This is a genomic window from Winogradskyella helgolandensis, from assembly GCF_013404085.1.
Taxonomy (GTDB): domain Bacteria; phylum Bacteroidota; class Bacteroidia; order Flavobacteriales; family Flavobacteriaceae; genus Winogradskyella; species Winogradskyella helgolandensis.
The window spans coordinates 2,973,894-2,994,659 of the sequence record NZ_JABFHO010000001.1 but is presented as its reverse complement, the minus strand read 5'-3'; the positions used below and the strand labels follow the sequence as shown (position 1 = coordinate 2,994,659).

The 20,766-nt window shown below is 33.5% G+C and carries 10 protein-coding genes; 8 read left to right on the top strand and 2 right to left on the bottom strand.

The window, feature by feature from the left end:
- The first annotated feature begins 119 nt into the window (after nucleotides 1-119).
- Entirely contained in the window at nucleotides 120-860 is a 741-nt protein-coding gene (locus HM992_RS12605) for an acyl-CoA desaturase (protein ID WP_178985329.1), read from the top strand.
- A gap of 87 nt (nucleotides 861-947) precedes the next feature.
- On the opposite strand, the gene HM992_RS12600 is transcribed toward HM992_RS12605, so the two are convergent.
- On the bottom strand, nucleotides 948-1,139 hold the full coding sequence (locus tag HM992_RS12600; RefSeq protein ID WP_092467858.1) for a cold-shock protein: 192 nt from the start codon (nucleotides 1,137-1,139) through the stop codon (nucleotides 948-950).
- A 395-nt stretch (nucleotides 1,140-1,534) separates the two neighbouring features.
- Between HM992_RS12600 and pta the strand changes: the two genes are divergently transcribed.
- Nucleotides 1,535-3,643, top strand: a complete 2,109-nt coding sequence (gene pta, locus HM992_RS12595; protein ID WP_178985328.1) for a phosphate acetyltransferase — start codon at nucleotides 1,535-1,537, stop codon at nucleotides 3,641-3,643.
- A 12-nt stretch (nucleotides 3,644-3,655) separates the two neighbouring features.
- On the top strand, nucleotides 3,656-4,840 hold the full coding sequence (locus HM992_RS12590; protein ID WP_179319913.1) for an acetate/propionate family kinase: 1,185 nt from the start codon (nucleotides 3,656-3,658) through the stop codon (nucleotides 4,838-4,840).
- Between the two features lie 100 nt (nucleotides 4,841-4,940).
- Here HM992_RS12590 and HM992_RS12585 read toward each other — a convergent pair whose 3' ends face one another.
- On the bottom strand, nucleotides 4,941-5,552 hold the full coding sequence (locus tag HM992_RS12585; protein ID WP_179319912.1) for a peptidase associated/transthyretin-like domain-containing protein: 612 nt from the start codon (nucleotides 5,550-5,552) through the stop codon (nucleotides 4,941-4,943).
- A gap of 549 nt (nucleotides 5,553-6,101) precedes the next feature.
- Here HM992_RS12585 and HM992_RS12580 point away from each other — a divergent pair.
- The 5 genes from HM992_RS12580 to HM992_RS12560 all read left to right on the top strand — a co-directional run bounded on the left by HM992_RS12580 (nucleotide 6,102) and on the right by HM992_RS12560 (nucleotide 20,762).
- On the top strand, nucleotides 6,102-6,554 hold the full coding sequence (locus HM992_RS12580) for a hypothetical protein (protein ID WP_178985325.1): 453 nt from the start codon (nucleotides 6,102-6,104) through the stop codon (nucleotides 6,552-6,554).
- A 267-nt stretch (nucleotides 6,555-6,821) separates the two neighbouring features.
- Nucleotides 6,822-8,141, top strand: coding sequence for a hypothetical protein (locus HM992_RS12575; RefSeq protein ID WP_179319911.1), 1,320 nt, complete (start codon nucleotides 6,822-6,824; stop codon nucleotides 8,139-8,141).
- A 142-nt stretch (nucleotides 8,142-8,283) separates the two neighbouring features.
- Nucleotides 8,284-9,687 (top strand): T9SS type B sorting domain-containing protein, encoded by a 1,404-nt coding sequence (locus tag HM992_RS12570; RefSeq protein WP_229720491.1) that lies wholly within the window; start codon nucleotides 8,284-8,286, stop codon nucleotides 9,685-9,687.
- A gap of 1 nt (nucleotide 9,688) precedes the next feature.
- Nucleotides 9,689-12,481 carry a PorP/SprF family type IX secretion system membrane protein gene (locus HM992_RS12565; protein WP_179319909.1) on the top strand — a complete coding sequence of 931 codons (2,793 nt, stop codon included), beginning with the start codon at nucleotides 9,689-9,691 and terminating at the stop codon, nucleotides 12,479-12,481.
- Nucleotides 12,482-12,548: 67 nt separating this feature from the next.
- Nucleotides 12,549-20,762, top strand: coding sequence for a T9SS type B sorting domain-containing protein (locus HM992_RS12560; RefSeq protein ID WP_179319908.1), 8,214 nt, complete (start codon nucleotides 12,549-12,551; stop codon nucleotides 20,760-20,762).
- The last annotated feature ends 4 nt before the right edge of the window (nucleotides 20,763-20,766 follow it).

Sequence of the window (20,766 nt, the reverse complement as noted above, 5' to 3'; positions counted from 1 at the left end):
AATTCCTTTTTGTAAGCAGATATATTTATTTACGTCAAACTTAAAAACAAACAAGCTTTTATTGATTTAGATTCATTGTTTGGCACGTATTGTGCACTTATCTTTGCAAAAAAACTACTATGATTATAATTCTTTTTGTATTAATACTTTGGTATGGAGGCCTGTTTTTTCAGTCTTTCTTTTTGCATCGCTATGCAGCACACCAAGTATTTACCATGTCTAAAACCATGGAGCGTATCACTTTTATTTTAACATGGATTTTTCAAGGGTCTAGTTATTTAAGTGCTTATGGTTACGGAATTATGCATCGTATGCACCATGCGTATACAGATACAGAAAAGGATCCACATTCTCCGTCGTATGATGCTAATGTTTTTGCTATGATGTGGAAAACAAAAACCATCTATCAAGATATTAATCAACAGCGAATTACTGTAGACCAACGTTTTACTAAAAATGTACCACAATGGAAATCTTTTGATAGTTTCGCTAGCTCTCGATTCTCAAGATTATTATGGATTTCATTGTATATTTTATTCTTTGCGCTCTTTGTAACCTCTTGGTGGCAATGGTTATTATTACCAATTACGTTTTTAATGGCACCAATACATGGAGTTATTATTAATTGGTTTGGTCATATTTATGGTTATGTGAATTTCAAAATGAAAAACACGAGTAAAAACTTATTCCGATTTGATTTTTTAATGATGGGAGAAGGTTATCACAATAATCATCATAAGTATGCTAGTAGAGCTAACTTTGGTGTAAAATGGTATGAAATAGATGTAACTTACGTCATTATAAAATTACTAGATGCAGTTGGTGTTATTAAGCTAAAACCTATTAAAATTAAAAGTTAATAGAACGTTTATATTCTTAAAAAATACAAAATAAAAAAGCCCATCAAAATTTGATGGGCTTTTTTGTAAAACTTTGAAGTATATGTATTAGATAACTTTTACGTTTACTGCGTTTAATCCTTTTTTACCTTCTTCAAGATCGAATTCAACTTCATCGCCTTCGCGAATCTCGTCTACTAATCCAGAAATGTGTACGAAATGATCTTTGTCAACTCCTTCTTCAGTGATAAATCCAAATCCTTTGGCATCATTGAAAAACTTTACTGTTCCTTTACTCATTGTAATGTAATTTATTTTATTATAACTTTTAAGGTACAAAGATGATGCCATTTTTTTAACATTCAACGTTTTAATCCACTTATTTTAATTTATAATTCAATTCGGCTTCGTACAATGCAGTATTACAAGCTTTTCTTTGCTTTATATTGTTTATTTATAGAGATCTTATCTTTAGTATTCTCATTTTTAAAATGAAATAATTTTTATATTTAATTTTATAATGCCACTTAAGGTTCATATTAATTAGTCAACTTTAAATTATAATACAACTTAAAAATCAGTCAGATTACTCATGAAAAAGAACTTAAAACATGATATATCTCATAACATTACATTTCAAAAGCATTAATTTTGCACATGATTTTACACGTATCATAATACATATATCAACATAAATGAATAAAAAAGCGACCAACAAAGCCATTTATATTGCCACTACAGAACCTAATAGTGGAAAATCTATAATCTCACTTGGATTAATGCAATTATTACTTGGAAAGGCGGCTAAAGTAGGCTACTTCAGACCTATTGTAGATGATTTTAAAGCTGGGGAAATCGATAATCATATTAACACTGTAATTACTTATTTTAATCTCGATTTAAAGTTTGAAGATGCTTATGCATTTACAAGAAGTGAAGTCATTAAAATGAAAAATGAGGATAACGATGATAAAATTATTAGTAAAATTATTGATAAATATAAAGACATCGAAGAACGTTTTGATTTTGTATTAGTCGAAGGCAGTAGTTTTGTTGGTGAAGGTTCTATTATTGAGTTTGATATTAATGTTTTAATAGCTAAAAACTTAGGTGTCCCAGCGATAATAATTGCTAATGGCCGTGGTAAAACTATCGAAGAATTGGTTGGTAATTTGCATATGGCATTTGACTCATTTAAAGATAAAGGTGTCGAAGTATTATCTGTTATAGCCAATAAAGTAGATGAAGATCAACAAGCTTTAATAGTTTCAGAAATAGAAAAGAACTTACCATCTGGTACCATTGTTAATGCTATTCCTTTAAACCCTACACTGGCAAATCCATCTATAAAAGAAATTGTTGAAGTGCTTAATGCTGAGGTGCTTTTTGGTGAGGAACACATTAACAACCAAGCCGGTAATTATAGTGTTGGTGCTATGCAGTTGCCCAATTATCTAACACATTTAAAAGATAACGCTTTAGTAATTACTCCTGGTGACAGAGCTGATATTGTTTTAGGAGCTTTACAAGCTAATATTTCAGATAACTACCCTTCTATTTCTGGTATTGTACTAACAGGTGGTTTAAAACCTGAAGATTCAATTATTAAACTTATTGAAGGACTTTCAGATGTTGTTCCAATTATTTCTGCAAAAAGAGGTACATTTTCAGTAACCAATTGTATTGGTACTATTAAGTCTCAAATTTATGCTGAAAACACACAAAAGATTCTAACGTCTATAAAAGATTTTGAAAAACATGTAAAATCAGATGCGCTTGTTGAACGTCTAATTACATTTGAAACCAACGGAGTGACTCCAAGAATGTTTCAATATAACTTATTAAAACGTGCGCGCTTAAATAAAAAACACATTGTTTTACCAGAAGGTTTAGATGAACGTATTTTAAGAGCTACAAAACAATTAATTGATGTAGATGCCGTAAATATTACGTTACTTGGTGACAAAAAACAAATTGAAGACAAACTATTAGCTTTAGATATTGAGTTAGATTTAAATCGAGTTAGCATCATTAATCCTATTGAATCAGAACATTTTGAAGCTTATGCCAATACACTATATGAGCTTAGAAAACATAAAAATGTAAATTTAGCTATGGCTAAAGATTTAATGGAAGACGTCTCATATTTTGGCACTATGATGGTGCATAAAGGTGATGCAGACGGTATGGTTTCTGGTGCAGTGCATACCACACAACACACCATTCTTCCTGCGCTTCAATTTATAAAAACAAGACCCGAAACTTCTATTGTGTCTTCTATATTCTTTATGTGTTTAGAAGATCGTGTTTCTGTTTATGGTGATTGTGCTATTAATCCTAATCCTAATTCAGAACAACTAGCGGAAATTGCTATTTCGTCTGCAGCAACAAGTATAGCCTTTGGCATAGAACCAAAAATAGCTATGTTGTCTTATTCTTCTGGTTCTTCTGGAGTCGGTGAAGATGTAGAACGTGTGCGAAAGGCGACAGAAATTATAAAATCTAAACGTTCCGATTTAAAAGTGGAAGGGCCAATTCAATACGATGCAGCTGTTGATATAAAAGTAGGGAAAACTAAACTTCCTAATTCGGAAGTTGCAGGGCAAGCAAATGTCTTTATTTTTCCTGACCTAAACACAGGAAATAACACTTACAAAGCAGTGCAACGTGAAACTAAAGCACTAGCTATTGGGCCAATAATTCAAGGTTTAAATAAACCAGTAAACGATTTAAGTCGTGGTTGTACAACAGATGATATTTTTAACACGGTTATTGTTACTGTAATTCAAGCACAAGGTCTTTAAAACATAGATAGAATGAACATATTAGTTATAAACTCAGGAAGCTCTTCCATAAAATTTCAATTAATAGAAATGCCTTCTGAAACCTTAGTTTGTAGTGGTTTAGTGGAACGTATTGGAGAAAATGATGCGATTCTTAATTATAAAACACAACAAGTAGATATTAAGCAAGTTGAAAGTATAAAAGATCATAATCAAGGCCTAAAAAAAATTGAAGATTTATTATTGGATCCAGAAAAAGGTGTCATAAAAAATGCCGATGAAATTGTTATTATTGGACATCGTGTGGTTCATGGTGGTAACTCATTTTCAAATACAACTTTAATTACTGAAGCTGTAAAACAAGATATAAAAAACTATAGTTCTTTAGCTCCTCTACATAATCCGAATAATCTTGAAGGAATTATTGTTGCTGAACAATTATTTCCTAATGCTAAACAAGTTGCTGTTTTTGACACTGCGTTTTTTCAAAGTTTGCCTGAAAAAGTAAAAAAATATGCGATACCTAATGCGCTTTATAATGAACATGAAATTCAAGTTTATGGTTTTCATGGTACAAGTCATAAATATGTTACCGAAAAAGCACTCGACTATTTACAACTGAAAACGTCTAAAATTATCACTATTCACTTAGGTAATGGTTGTAGTATGACAGCAGTTGTTAATGGTAAAAGTGTGGATCATAGTTTAGGGTTTACACCATCTAATGGTCTTATTATGGGAACAAGAGCTGGAGATATTGACCATGCTGTGATATTTTATTTAGTGAATAACTTAGGTTATACTTTAGAAGAAGTGAGTACATTGTTGAATAAACAAAGTGGTATGCTTGGTTTAACGGGTTATGCTGATTTAAGAGATATAGAACGAGAAGCCGAGAATGGAAACGAAGAATGCAAATTAGCATTAGCAATTAATACCTCTCGCATTAAAAAATTTATTGGCGCATATACTGCTGCAATGAATGGCTTAGATGCTATTGTTTTTACAGCAGGAATTGGTGAGAATTCTGATGTTATTAGACAATTAGTTTGTGAGGATATGGACTTCTTCGGAATTGAACTAGATGCTTCTAAAAATGAGGTTAGATCAAAAATACTACGAGAAATTAATACGGAAACGTCTCGGACTAAAATTCTAATTATTCCAACTAATGAAGAATTAGAAATTGCGAAACAATCCTATCAACTTTTAAATTAAATTCTGTTCGTTGAGGGTGAATGGAATGTATTCAGAATTATAGCAAAAAAAAAGCGTCCTAAATAATCTTTAGGACGCTTTTATATAAGTGTTAGTATATTTAAGATTTCGCTAAAGTCTCATTATCTTTTAAAGTGATATTACGTTCTGCAACTAAAATACCATCTTCTGTTTTTAATTTTAAAATTCGAGATGTATCTCCTTTTTTAGCCATACGCTTTCTACATGTTTTTGTTAATAACGGATCTTCATCAAATAAAAACGATTCTAGAACATACTCTTGCTTTGATGGCTCTTTTACAAGTGGAAAGATTTGCTGCATTTGGTTGTATCTTCTATCTCCCCCAGGAACAAACGTATATAAAGTATAGCGTCCATCAGCATCGGTTTTAATCCAACTTCTATGAAAAACATAACGCTCATCTCCTGTGTTTCTTAAATCAAAATCACCATCTTCATCGGGTTGCTCAATAAATAGAATAACGTCTTTTGCTGGTGTTACACCATCACTTTGATATATAATACCAGTTAACTTTAGTTTATTTGTTTTAGATCTAAAATCAGGAATCGTGTCTGTATTACGTAACTGATCTTCTGCTCGATCATATATAGGACTATTAAAATCTAGAATAGAATTTGATTCTTGTGCAACAACGCTATTAAAAGCGTTAGAGAAACATACAATACAAAACAAAGTTATTAGGTTTTTCATGAGAATAAGCTTTTGGGTTACACCAAAATTGATGCTTTTATATCCTAATACCTTAAAAATCACATCAATGCTCCATTTTTACGATAAACCGAAAAAAAGAGCCAAAATTTCCGATGAAATACGATTATTTGATTAAAAAATTAACCTCAACAAAAAGCCGGTAATACTATTAAATTTCAACCTTAAAACTAGCTTAAATAATGATTTAAAAAACAGAAATACTAAGCTGTACTGTGTCTTAAAAATGTTGAGTTTTAATAGGTATTATGATTACAGAATCATTTATTTTTTAATTCCAAAAGGAACTTGATATAATAAGATTAAAGTGCCATTATTTATCAAAAATTAGTGTTTCTAAGTTGAAAATCCCTAAAAAACAGCTAGCGTATTTCGTCGGTAATTTTTACGTTTAATCCACTAATAATGCAGTTTAACCCTGAAATACGTATTTTATAAGTAAAAATCTTTTATGAAAAATGCTTAAATAATGTTGTTTTATTTAATTAATTGTATAGATTTGTTGCACTAAGATTAACTAAAAGCGTGAATATGAAAACCAAATCTACTTTATTTTGTGCTCTATTTTTTCTAATGATTAGTATGAGTTTTGCTCAAAAAAAAGAGGAATCTCAAAGCATCATTAGTGGCAAAGTAAACATCTCAAAATACCACAGTCGCGAAGATCTAAAACAGATGAAAAAAGGCGACTTACTTGTTCTTTATATAGAACGAATCGAAGTTATTGTAAATATACTTCCAAATATTGCATTTGCAACCAAGCCAGGAGTTACCATGGAAAATCTTGGAATACCAGATACAAAAGATAATAGAAAAGCTTTAGAAGAAAATATCGAAGCTTCTGTCTCTTATTTTGATAGTACTATTGAATTTCAAAAAAAGATATTACCCTACTCTGATACTACAGATTTAATTGCGGCAATTCTTTTTTATGAATCAACTTTAAAAGCATTACATACCTACGAAGATTTTAAAAAGGATTAGTTAGTTTTTTGATTATTACATGTGTTTTAAAATCCTTGATCATAACTGGTCAAGGTTTTTTTATTCTATTGATTCTAAAAATAAATTGAAGACAATTTTAAATACGCTTATTTATCCGACAAAAAGCGTTATTTTGTAGTATAAATGGTACAATAGCAATTTAACAGTGTATTTTATCGATATTATTTGTGTTTCATGGAATATATTTATATGTTTGATGATAATTGTATTTAAAGCCCTTAAATCTAAATATAAAATTTACCTACTATGAAAAAAATTACTCTTACTTCACTTTTCTTTCTTTTAGTGTTTGGTAATTTATTTGCTCAACAAGAAAAAGGAATTACTGGCTATAATAACTGGCTTGATTCATGGACGGACTTTCAACCTAATAAAGCTAACTATGAAGAACCGACACAAATATTGTCTGGAAACATTTCAGAAGATATAACATTAAACAAAAGGAACACCTATCTTTTACTAGGTGAAGTTTTCGTAACAGATAGTACTACTTTAACTATACAACCTGGTACAATAATACTAGGCGATTTTAAAACTAAAGGATCCTTAATTATTGGAAACGGATCTAAGATTATTGCAGAAGGTACACCAACTGACCCAATTATCTTCACCTCTAATAGAACAGATAAAAAACCTGGAGATTGGGGCGGAATTTTTTTACTTGGTGATGCACCGATTAACATATTTGGTAAAATTGCTTCTCTTAACTATGGCTTAAACCCATCTTCAACTGAAAGTATTAGTTATGGAGGTGATAACAGTGAAAGCAACTCTGGTATATTAGATTATGTTAGAATTGAATACGCTGGAAAGAAATCTAAAGGATTTGAAAATTTTAGTGGACTTACACTTGCAGGCGTTGGATCACAAACAGCTATAAGCAATGTTATGGTTAGTTACTGTGAAGGTAATTCTTTTAATATTTTAGGAGGCGAAGTTAATTTGACAAAAACGGTGTCTTTCAGATCAAATAAAAACGATTATAATTTTAACACAGGTACACAATCCAATATTAAAAATGCCCTAGCGGTGAGATCACCTTATATCTCAAGTGCTGATGGATCAAGATGTATGTCTGTTCGCTCTTATGATATTAAGGAAAATGCAGATACAACTAAAAAGCAAACTTTTGTAAATGCAGAAAACCTTACTCTAGTTAATGTAAGTAATGATTTAAAATCAGATATTAAAGTTGGCTTGGTACAAGAAGCTATTTCTATTGGACCAGACGTATCGTTTCATATTGATAAAAGTGTGATTTCCGGTTTTAAGCCAGCAATACTTTTAGACGAGCGTATTGAAATAAACAGTGAAAATTTAGACATGGTAAAAATTACCCGTTCATATTTCAATAACTGTAAAGGAAATATTTTCAAAAAGTATGCTTCTAATAACGATGATTTAGAGAGCTGGTATGGCAGTAGAGCTTTTGATAATGTTTATTCAAAAGGTCCAGATCATGAAACTTTTATCGATTCTGATAATAGTAGAACTCCAGATTTTAGATTAAGAATAAACAAAATTATAGCCTCAAATGATTTATTTGACGATGATGAGGATGAATAAAATTATTATCCAATTATAGACGTTACGACACTGATAAAACCCTAAAGCAGCTTATTGACTAAAAACTACAATTCCCAAACTAATGCTTAAACCTACTTACCTAAAACAATTCTTATATGGAATTTGCTTATGTCTCGTTATTATGTCACAACGAGCTAATGCACAAGTAGTCATTGGTACGCCAAATTTAGGCTTTAGTCAAGCTTGTGCAAGTGATTCTTTTAATACCTATAATACTACATTTATTTTTTCACCAGAATCTGCATTAAACGCATCAAATCAATTTACTATTGAAATGTCTGATGCTGATGGTGAATTTACAGACCCTACAATTGTACATACTACAGCTGCAGGATCTGTTACTGTTTCACCAGCAACAATAGCTTTTTCTATTCCAGAAACAACAGCCGGCGAAAATTACCGTATTAGAATTAAGAGTAGTGCGCCTGCGGCCACAAGTTCTAGATCAGTTCCATTTGCGGCTTATTTTAAAATTCAAGATTCACCATTTACCATTAATAACTTAGTATCAACAGGAGCCTATTGTTCTGGAGGTAGCTATTTATTATCTATTGATAATCCAGGAAATGGAAATAACGATTCTCCCCTTCAATACCCTAGCCTTACATTTAAATGGTACAAGGAAACTAGCCCAACAACATTTGCTTTTGTTGCCGATGGTCCAACCTTAACAGTAGATACAGAAGGCACCTATTTTGTGAGAACAAACTATGGAACGTGTACTTCAGATTCCTTTTCTAATAGAGTTACCATAAGTGAAGCCGTATCAGGAGAAGCCAATGCTACTATTGTTTCAAGCTTAGGGAATCCGTATTGTCCAGAACAAGGTCTTACCTCATTAAGCACAATTAGTGGTGTTTCATACCAATGGTATAAAGATGGTAATATAATAGAAGGTGCTACAACCCAAATGTATCAAACAAATGAATCTGGTACGTTTTCAGTGCAAGTAGATTTAGGTGACTGTTCTGCTTCTGGATCTATAGATTTAATAAGTGAATTATTTGATAGCTCTATTAATATCCCTGAATTTAATGAAATGTCAGCAGAGGATTCATTACTGGTTACAGTAACCTCAACGGCAATAAATCCAGAATTCACATGGTACTTAAATGGTAATATTATCGCAAGCGCAACGGAAGCTTCATTTGAAGCTACTGAATTTGGTGATTATGTAGTAAGCATTACGCAAACTACGGGTTGTACAACATCTGTTGAATATTTGTTTTCAATTGAAGAAGAATTAGATCTTTTTCCTGAAGTTATAAATATTCCAAATCTGATCAGTCCAAATGGAGATCAAATTAACGATACCTGGATTATACCAACGCAATATGTTAGTGGTACAGATACCGAAGTAATTATAATGAACAGCCAAGGAAAAGTAGTTCTACAAACCAAAGATTACTTAAACAATTGGCCAGAAAACGATTTAAAATTAACAAGCATTAACCAAGTCTATTATTACATCATTACAACATCTGATAATAAAACAAAAAAAGGTTCAATAACCGTAGTGAAATAACATGAAAGCACATTTCTTACTTCTTATATTATGTTTCTGTTCTGTACAGACATTCTACGCTCAAGAAGATGACGGAGTGGTTTCGCTTGCCATACCAACACGAAATTCTTTAACCTTTAATCGGTATACCATAAACCCAACATTTAGTTTTGTGAGGGAACAAACTAAATACATCAGTATCTATAACAAAAGAGAATGGGTACAATTTGAAAACGCACCACTCACCTATTTAGCAAGTTATTCTGGGCGATTTGGTGAAAATATTGGAGCTGGACTAGGCCTTTTTCAACAAAACTATGGAGTACTAACCACCTTTGGTGGTATTTTGAATTTTGCTTATAATGCACAATTAGGCTACGATAGTAATCTAACATTTGGACTAAATATCGGAGCTTATAAAAGTGGAGTTAACACGGCAAACGTAGTAACTAATTTTGATGATCCTTCGTTACAAAATGTCCCAGAAAACTTTTTGTTAACCATTAATCCGGGAATAAATTATGGAACTGAGTTTTTAGATTTTGGATTATCCATAAATAACTTGGCTTTATATAATTTTGAATCTTCAGCACTTATTGAAGATAATCCACAACAAAGTATTCAGGCTCACCTAATGTACACAGGCTACATGGATAGCAGAGGCTTTTTTGACGAAAGTAAATTTACTGGATTATTACGATCTGAATTTCAAAAAGAGGAAACCATTATATCTGCAGTCGCAATGGTAACTGTACCTAAAGGGATTTGGGCACAAGCTGGTTATAATACACTTTATGGAGCTTCTGGCGGAGTTGGATTAAACATTACAACACAAATAGCAATTGAGTATAATTTTGAAACTGCTTTTGATGATTTAAGCAATTATGGTCCTTCACATGAAATAACTTTAGCTTACCGATTTAAAAACGATAATTATTATGATTACAGTCGTGAGGATGAAGTGAGTGGTATTCTGTCATCAAATGGAACTAAAAGACGTCGTGTAGTTAAAACTTCAAAACCAAATACTACAAGAGCCAAATCTACGAATAATGTAGAAGCGAAAGCAGAAGCAGATGCTGAAGCTAAATTAGTCGCAGAGCAAAATGCTAAAGCAAAACTTGAAGCTGATAAACAAGCTGAAATCATAGCTGCACAGGAAAAAGAACAAAAAGAAGCTGAAGCTCAAGCTAAATTAATAGAAGATCAAAAAATAAAAGAATTAGCGGAAGCACAAGCCAAAACAGATAAAATTGAAGCCGATAAGAAAGCTGCTGAAAGAGCAGAAACTAGAGCAAAATTACAAGCAGAACAAAAAGCTAAAGAGGAAGTTGCTGCTCAAGCTAAACTAATAGCAGAGCAAAAAGCTAAAGAAGAAGCTGATGCTCAAGCTGCGTTATTAGCTGAACAAAAAGCTAAAGAAGAGGCTGCCGCTCAAGCTACATTATTAGCAGAACAGAAAGCTAAAGAAGAAGCTGATGCTCAAGCTACATTATTAGCTGAGCAAAAAGCAAAAGAGGAAGCTGATGCTCAAGCTACATTATTAGCAGAACAAAAAGCTAAAGAAGAAGCTGATGCTCAAGCTAAACTTATAGCTGAACAAAAAGCTAAAGTAGAAGCTGCTGCTCAAGCTAAATTATTAGCAGAACAGAAAGCTAAAGAAGAAGCTGATGCTCAAGCTGCATTATTAGCAGAGCAAAAAGCAAAAGAGGAAGCTGATGCTCAAGCTGCATTATTAGCAGAGCAAAAAGCAAAAGAGGAAGCTGATGCTCAAGCTACATTATTAGCTGAGCAAAAAGCAAAAGAAGAAGCTGATGCACAAGCTGCATTATTAGCAGAACAAAAGGCTAAAGAAGAAGCTGATGCTCAAGCTAAACTTTTAGAAGAAGAAAAATTAAAAGAAGAAGAAGCTGCGAAAGAAAATGCTATTTCAAATCCAACAGATGCACTTGCGGTGTCAATGCAAACGATATCCAAATCAACAGAAGCATCTAAAACAGTTCAAAATGAATTATTAAAACAATTCGATGATATTGTTGCTATTAAAGATCAAGATCTTAAGGATATGAAAGAAGAAAATGATTTAAGCGATCAAGGTATTACCGTTCAGCCAAAACCATTTAAAAGTGTGACTGCTGAAAACAATAAACTAAGAGCAATTAAGTCAGATCTAGACAATGTTATAAAAACACGTAGTGAAAAGATTGATGAATTAAATAAACTTTATGAAGAACGTGTTGCTATAGGTTCTTTAGCATTAGATGAAGTTACGTTATTCTATAAAAAGGAAATTAAAAGATTAGAGTCAGAACAATTAAAAGCAAACGAAGTGAAATCTCAATTAGACACAAAATTAGAAGCGATACAAGTTGCTACTGAGGTTGAGAAAAGAAGACGAATTAAGCGTGCCGCATTTAATAGTGAAGACGATAGATACAGCCAAGATAGAGCTATGTTAAAGAACTTAAGGGAAACCACTAAATTAACAGAAACTCCTTTAAGAGCTGAAGATTTTGATTTTGGAGAAGCACAAGGAAATAGTATTAAAATATTAAAGAATATCAATCATATTGAAAGTGGTTTCTATCTTATAATTGCAGTTCATGGAGATGTGAAAAGTAGAGATGAATTTTTAACCAAAGTCATCGCTTCTGGAAGAACTAATGTCGATTTCTTTCATGATGTAACGACAAGTAAATATTACATTTACTATGATAAAGTTGATAATATCTCAAGTGCTAATAGAGCTTTAGAAGCTAAAGGAAATAGACCATATAATGGAAAAATGTCAATAGTAAAAATAGAAAACCAATAATAGTTAAGCCACCTGTCGCTTTCTTCTTTGCCCCAAGAAATGAAGTGACGAAATAAAATAAATTATCATGAAAAAACCTACTTTTTCTAGAATAGCCATAATTGCCCTTACACTTATTTTGGGACAATTAACCTTCGCTCAAAATTATGAGCCCTTTACTCCTCGTTTTAATGAGGATTTAAAAGGAGATATTGTTCTTATTGGGAATAATATTCTCGGACCAGACAATAACGCCTTCAACAATAATTCAGTATATAATCATCAGGTGAACATGACCTATATTGATATTGATAGTGATGCGTCTACGTTTAGTTCTTCTAGTGCAGATTTAACAATTCCAAATCCTAATTGCTATAGAATTATATATGCAGGTTTATATTGGGGTGCTGTTAATCCTGGAGATGAGCCAATAACAGATGTAAAATTTAAAGGACCATCTGGAGGTTATAATGATATTCAGGGTACTATTATTTATGAAGCAGGAAGTAATACAGTAGATGGTGGAGACAGTTTTTCTTATGCTTGTTTTGCAGATGTAACATCAATAGTGACTAGTTATGGTTCTGGTGCTGACTTAGGAACATATACTGTTGCAAATGTATCTTCGGATGAAGGTAGAACGGCATCTTTTAGTCCATATAACGGAACAGGTCAATCAGCTGGTTGGTCCTTGTTTGTGGTTTATGAAGACCCTACATTACCAGGGAAATCAATTACTAGTTTTGATGGTTTTAGTGCAATTAGTGTTGCTGGAGGTAATCCTACATTAGATATTCCTGTTGATGGTTTTAGAACTGTTCCTGCTCCTGCTCCAGTAAGAGCAAACTTTGCTTTTGCAACTTTAGAGGGTGATAGTCCTATTTTAGGTGATCGATTAAGATTAAATGGAGTTAGTTTATCTACTGCAGATCGTCCAGTTGCCAATTTTTTCAATAGTTCAGTTACACAATTAGATGCAACCCCTGTTAATGATAGAGTCCCAAATAGTACAAATACCTTAGGATTTGATACTGGTGTTATTGCCATACCTAATCCAGGAAACTCAGTAATTGCAAATGATGCAACTGCTGGGACCATTCGTTTAGAAACAAGTGGTGATACCTATTTCCCCTATTTCTTTGCATTTGCAGTCGAAATTATAGAACCTAATATTGTACTAACCAAAATTGTAGAAGATGATGCAGGTAATGATATTGGTGATCAATATGTTGGTCTTGGAGCTTCTTTAAATTATGTCATCGGTTTTCAAAATACAGGAAATGATAATGCTACTAGTTTTCAAATTAGAGATGTTCTTCCGGTAAATATTATTTTTAATTATCCTGATGATTTAGTATTACCAACAGGGGTTTCTGTTGTAAGTTACAATGCTGCGACGAGAGAAATTATTTTTGCAATAGATGACTCTTTAGTTGAAGAAAATGATCCTGTTTACGAAATTCGTATCGAGGTACAAGTTGTTGAATCTTGTAATCTATTAATTAATGCTTGTGCTAATATTATAAGTAATCAGGCTTTTGCGAGTTACAATGGCTATTATAACCCTAATTTCCATATTACAGATGATCCAAGTTTAAGTACTAATACGGGCTGTTTACTATCTCCAAGAGCAACCAACTTTTTGGCAGATTTAAATTGTACATTTTCCCAAGATATTATTTTATGTGGGGAAAGTGTTGACCTAACAGCAGCAGATGGTTATGATTCTTATGCTTGGTCTACTAGTCCGACAGGAACACCTGTCATTGGAAATGGGCAAACCTTTACAGCTACCGCATCAGGCTCCTATTACTCTTTTAACACAGCTGTTGCTCCATGTCAGTCTATTATTCAAGAGTTTCATGTTGAGATTTTTGGTTCTAATACAACAAACCCTGTTATACCATATGCAGATGAAGTAGTGACATGTCCTAATGATGGAAAATTATTGCCAAACATCTTTTTATGTGGTGCTGAAGATTCAAAATTAATTGAAACTAACATTGCCAACTCTACCTCAGTTATATGGGAAAAATTAGATGAATCAAGCTGTTCCGCTGTTTCGAATACAGATTGTGCAAATGAAGATGCCTCTTGTACTTGGGATGAAGTTGGTACAGGTCCAAACTTTTTAGCAGATACTTCAGGACAATTCAGGTTAACAATTAATTATCCTGGTGGCTGTTTTGTTCAGTTTTATTTCAATATTTATGAAAACGTATTAAATGCGACTGTTAACGCTACAGATATTATATGTACAACACCTGGAAGTATTACTGTAAATGGTGTCCCTTCTGGATATGAGTATAGTTTAGATGGTATTACTTTTCAAGATAGTAACGTATTTACTGTAAATACTGCTGGCACCTATTCAACTTATATTAGACAAGTTGGTGTAGCAACAAACCCTTGTGTATTTACGGTTCCAGATGTACAAATTAGAGATCGCGAATTTTCAGGGTCAACTATAGTAACACAGCCTTATTGTCATGATGATAAAGGAACAATTTATTTAGCTGCGAATGATGTAGATCCACAATATTCATTTACACTACATCAAGCTGGTACTTTAGTAAATAGTGTTGGACCAATAATGGATAACACGCATACGTTTCAAAACCTAAACCCAGGAACATATACAGCAACAATTACTTCTGAAAATGGCTGTACATTTACTGAGGATATTACAATTACAGAACCACCTCTTTTGACCGCTACCGTAGCTTTAACAAGCCCTTTAAACTGTACTGATGGTGAAATTACAGTTTATCCTGTAGGTGGAACACCTCCTTATTTTTACTTTGTCAACGGATCTGTAGATTTTCAGTCTGTACCAGAGGTTATTGTAACTTCAGCTGGCATTTATAATATTACCGTTACGGATTCTAATAATTGTAGTACAGATGTAACGATTTCAGTTGCCGCTATTCCAGAGCCTGACTTTAATATAGACATTACTGATATTGCTTGTGCAGATTCCAGTGATTCTGGATCTTTATCGATCAATGTAACTAACGCCAATGGTAACAGTATTGAATATAGTATTGATGGTGGTACTACTTTTGTAAACTCAAATGTATTTACAGGATTAGCTGTTGGAAATTACGATGTTGTATTACAATATACGTCAGGTTCTGATGTTTGTGAAACGAGTCCACAGACTGTTGCTATAAATTCAGCAACTGTGATTACGGGTACTGCAGAATTAACAGCACCTTTTACATGTGTTTCAGATGGAACGATTACAGTAACAGGAGTTACTGGAGGAGCTGCTCCTTATACATATAGTATTGATGGTGTAACGTTTCAGAGTAGTAATAGCTTTAATAATTTATCAGCAGGAACATATACAGTAATTGTAAAAGATGCAAGTGGCTGTTCTTCTGCAATGAACCAAATAACAGTTGAAGCTTTAAATCCTCCAACGGATTTAACTTTTGATAATTCACCTGTTACTTGTCCTACTAATACGTCTACAATTTCTATAACTGGAACGACGGGTGGAACAGGAACATTAGAATATCAAATTACAGCGCCTGCTTCGGCAGCTACTGCTTATCAAACATCAACAGATTTTTCAGGTTTAGAGCCTGGAACTTATACGTTCCAAGTAAAAGATGAAAATGAATGTGTATATAGCGAATCCTATACCGTAAGTCCTATTCCTACTCCAACCTTATCTGTTGTTTTGACTGACGATTTGGATTGTACTGCTTCGCCAGATGCAGTAATAACAGGAACTATTTCTGGACCTGCACCTTACACCTATTCAGTATCAATAAATGGTGCAGCTTATGCATCTTTAGGAGTTACAGGAACACCTTTTACATATTCGACAACAAATGCAGGAACGTATCAATTTGAAATTACTGATGCTAATGGTTGTTCTGCAACATCATCACTACTTACTGTGAACCCATTATCGTTACCAGCTTTAAGTTTAGTGGCGCAAACACAACCAATTCTTTGTAATGGAGATACTAATGGAGCGATTGATGTTACTATCGATACTTCGGTTGGCACACCTCCTTTCACTATTAATGTAAATAACGATACAACAGGAACAAATTACGGAACACAAACGTCTAGCTTACCAGCAGGACTATATACAGTAACGCTTACAGATTCAAAAATGTGTACAACAACTGAAACTGTAACTATTGATCAACCAGACGCTATAGTTGTAGATTATGATGCTATAGATATCACATGTGGTGCAGGTGGAGTTTCTCAAGGTTCAGTAATTGTAAATTCAGTTACAGGAGGAACACCTCCATATAACTATTTTGTAACAGGTACAAATGGCTATTCAAATTCTGAACTTAATAATATAGGTTCAACATCGGTTAGTTTTGATGTGGTTGATTTTGGGTTATATCAAATTAATGTGGTTGATGCTAATGGTTGTTCTATTTTAGTTCAAGATGTATTGGTGGCGTCGCCTCCAACAGATTTAGATATTGATATTACGGCTACTGTTAATTGTGCAACAGGTGGTGAAGCTGAAGTAAGCATAGGTTCAACGCTTACAAGTGCAGGGCCATTCTTCTTTAGTATATACGAAGGTCCAGGTTTTGAATATCCAACAGGAACTTGGCTAGCAGAAGATACTCCTGGCAGTGAATCTGCAACATTTACAGGATTAATTCCTGGTGTAGTATACACATTTATTGTATTTGATCAATCTACAAACTGTAGTTATTACGAGCCTGCAACGGTTCCTATTCCAACAAATTCAACATTAACCGCATCAGCAGTTAGTGCTAATAATATTACATGTACAGGTAGTGCAGATGGTAACGTATCATTTACAGTTAATAGCGTTTATGGAAGTGCTGTTTCTGTAAATTATGAAGTTTTTAATTCTTTAAGTTTAGCGACAACAGGTATTACTGGTTCAGGGTCTGTACCAGCAAATGGTTCGTTGAGCGTTACGGAATTAGGACCATTACCTTTTGGAAACTATTTTGTTTCAATTAGTGAAACTTCAGGACCAAATGCTGGTTGTGGTGTTGTTACGGTACCTTTTAATATTACAGAATCCGCTTTCTTATTAGAGTTAGCAGTTTCAATTGATCAGAATGCAAATTGTAATCCTAACTCAGGAATCATAAGTGCTATCGGTTCAAACGGAACACCTCCTTATCAATATCAAATTACGACAACACCTGCTGCTCCATTAGCGACAGATGCTGCTTGGGATGCTTCAAGCACATTTAATATGGATGCTGGTAGTTATTATGTTCATGTAATTGATGCTTATCACTGTATTGTTACGAGCCCTATTCAAGTTTTAAATGGAGATCCAACTCCAGTGATTTCAGCAACCTTAACGAATCAATGTACCGTTGCAGAAGGCGAATATGAAATTGATGTTACATTAGACACACCTGGTATGTCACCTTATAGCGTGAGTATTAATGGAGGAGCATTTCAATCACAAACATTCCCTTTCACACTTTCAAATTTATATTCAGGAACACATACCATAGAAATTCAAGATGTTAATGGTTGTGGTAATACCGTGTCAATAGATGTTGTTGCTCCAATCTTAATAACACCAGAAGTAACTGCTTTTCCATCTTGTAATGATGATGATGGTGAAATTACAGTAACAGGTTCTGGAGGATCTGGATCATATGCTTATAGCATTTTACCAAGTCCGGCTTCAATAAGTCTAACAGGAAATGTGTTTTCTGGAGTGCCTTCAGGAAGTTATACAATTACAATTACAGACACCGTTACCTTATGTACTGAAGAAGTGTCTGTTTCAGTTTCTCAAGCCATACTTCCAACGTTCACATTAACTCCATATGAAATCACTTGTTTTGGTGATAATTCTGGATCCTTTGAAATAAATATAGCCAACTATTCTGGCGCTTATACCTATGAAGTATTTGATAATTTAGGAACTTCTATAACAGGAATTGTAAATGCTAATACCTCAACTAATCCTGAACTAGTAACAGGAATGGAAGCTGGAACGTTTTCAGTAGTCATTACTGAAACTGATATTCCATTCTGTTCAGCAACAGCAAATGTCATTATTGCATCTCCATTAGATGGCATGACACTTAATGTTTCAGAAACGTCGAATGTAACCTGTAATGATAATGAAGGTACAATTACAGCCATCGCCACTGGTGGTTGGGGAGATTATGAATACGAATTAACTGGTGCTGCAACTGTAGCTTATTCTTCTAACGGTTCTTTTTCAGAATTGTCTGCAGGAACATATACTGTAAATGTTAGAGATGCAGGTGGCTGTATCGTTTCTGAAAGTATAACTTTAGAGACTCCTACTCCAATTGCTGCGACATTTACGCCAAACACCACTGTTCTATCTTGTTTTGGAGATCAAGATGCTAGTATTACCATTACGAATGTTACTGGTGGTCAAGGTTCAAATTATAGTTATACTTTAAATACGGTTTCACCAACACCAAGTGTTTCTGGACCACAAACTTCAAATGTCTTTGAAAACTTAGGACCTGGAACTTATTTTGTAAGAATTACAGATGGATATGGTTGTGAGTTTTCTTCTGTAAATATGGTGATTACTGAACCTACACCAATTGAATCTAGTTTGGTAAGAACAACGACACAAACCTGTTTAACGGAATCTACGTTAACATTAAGTGCCACTGGTGGAACAGGATTATATTCTTATAGTGATAATCCATCATTTTCGCCAATCATAGGAACGTTTACAACATCAACAACATTCAGTGTTTCAGATGGAACGTATTCATATTACGTAAGAGATGCCAATGGCTGTGTAACTAATGTTTCTAACGAAATTACAGTAGATCCTTTACCGACTTTAGAAGTGACTTTAGAATCTACCAATCCAATAATTAATTGTGCAGGAGATAATAATGGAACCATTTTAGCAACTGCTATTGGTGGATTAGGAAATTACACCTACACGTTACAAGATAATTTAGGTAATGATGTAATTGCAACAGAACTCACACCTGGTTATTTCACAGATCTTTTTGCAGGCGATTATATTGTACTTGTTGAAAGTGGAGATTGTAACGCAACGTCTGCATCGATCAGTATTACTGAACCAGATGCTCCACTCGATGCTTCAATAGTAGTTAATAATGTAAGTTGTGCAGGAAACAATAATGGATCGGTTGAAATTACAGCGTCAGGTGGTACCGGAATTATTAAATATGCCATTTCACCTCAACTCAATCAATTTTTTGAAACCAGTACATTTGAAGATTTAGAGCCTGGAGATTACAATATTATTGTACAAGATGAATTGGGTTGTTATTTAACTTTCAATTTCACGATAACAGAACCAACTCCTGTAATATTAAGCATTGTTGCAGATTCATTCTTCCCAGAAGTTTGTGCAGGAGATGTTGATGGCGAATTTAGTATTGCTATTTCTGGTGGTACACTGCCTTATAGTGTGAGTTTAGATGATTACGATGGCGTTTACACGACAGGAAGTGCAGCACAAACTGAATTTGACTTTTCAAATTTAACAGGTGGTGATCATACGGTGTTTGTAAGAGATGCAGAAGGATGTGAGTCGGAATGGAACATTACTTTCCCTGAATCTGTAAGCATACAACCAGAAATTTTAATTGAATCTGTCTGTGATAATAATTTACAAGGAAACATCGTAACTGTTACAGTAGATGCTTCAATTGATGATTTAGATCAACTTGATTATTCATTAAATGGTGGGCCTTATCAATCTGATAACAAATTTATAAATGTACCAGTAGGAACGAATCATTTTATAGATGTTAGACATACAAATGGATGTATTCAAACAACTGACTTTTTTGATATTGAAATGGCTGACCCAGTAACCTTGGATTTAGCAGAAGGTGATCTAAATGAATACATAGCAAACGCGGCAGGTGGTACAGGTGATTATCAATTTACCATCAACGATGAGGATTATGGCTATGAAAACTCATTTATCATTTATGAATCCGGATTATATACTATTACGGTAACGGATAGTAGTGGCTGTTTTGCAACCATACAAGTAGAATTAGAGTTTCAAGACATTTGTATTCCTAATTGGTTTACACCAAATAATGATGATAAATTTGATACTTGGGCACCAGGATGTACCGAAAATTATCCAAATCTAACCTTCGATATATTTGATCGCTATGGTCGTAAAATAGCAACCTATCGTGTTGGTGAAGCTTGGGATGGTAAATACATGGGTAATGAATTGCCTACTGGTGATTATTGGTTTGTTGTTAAAACGAATGATTCTACACACGACAAAGAATTTGTTGGACATTTTACACTTTATAGATAATTGC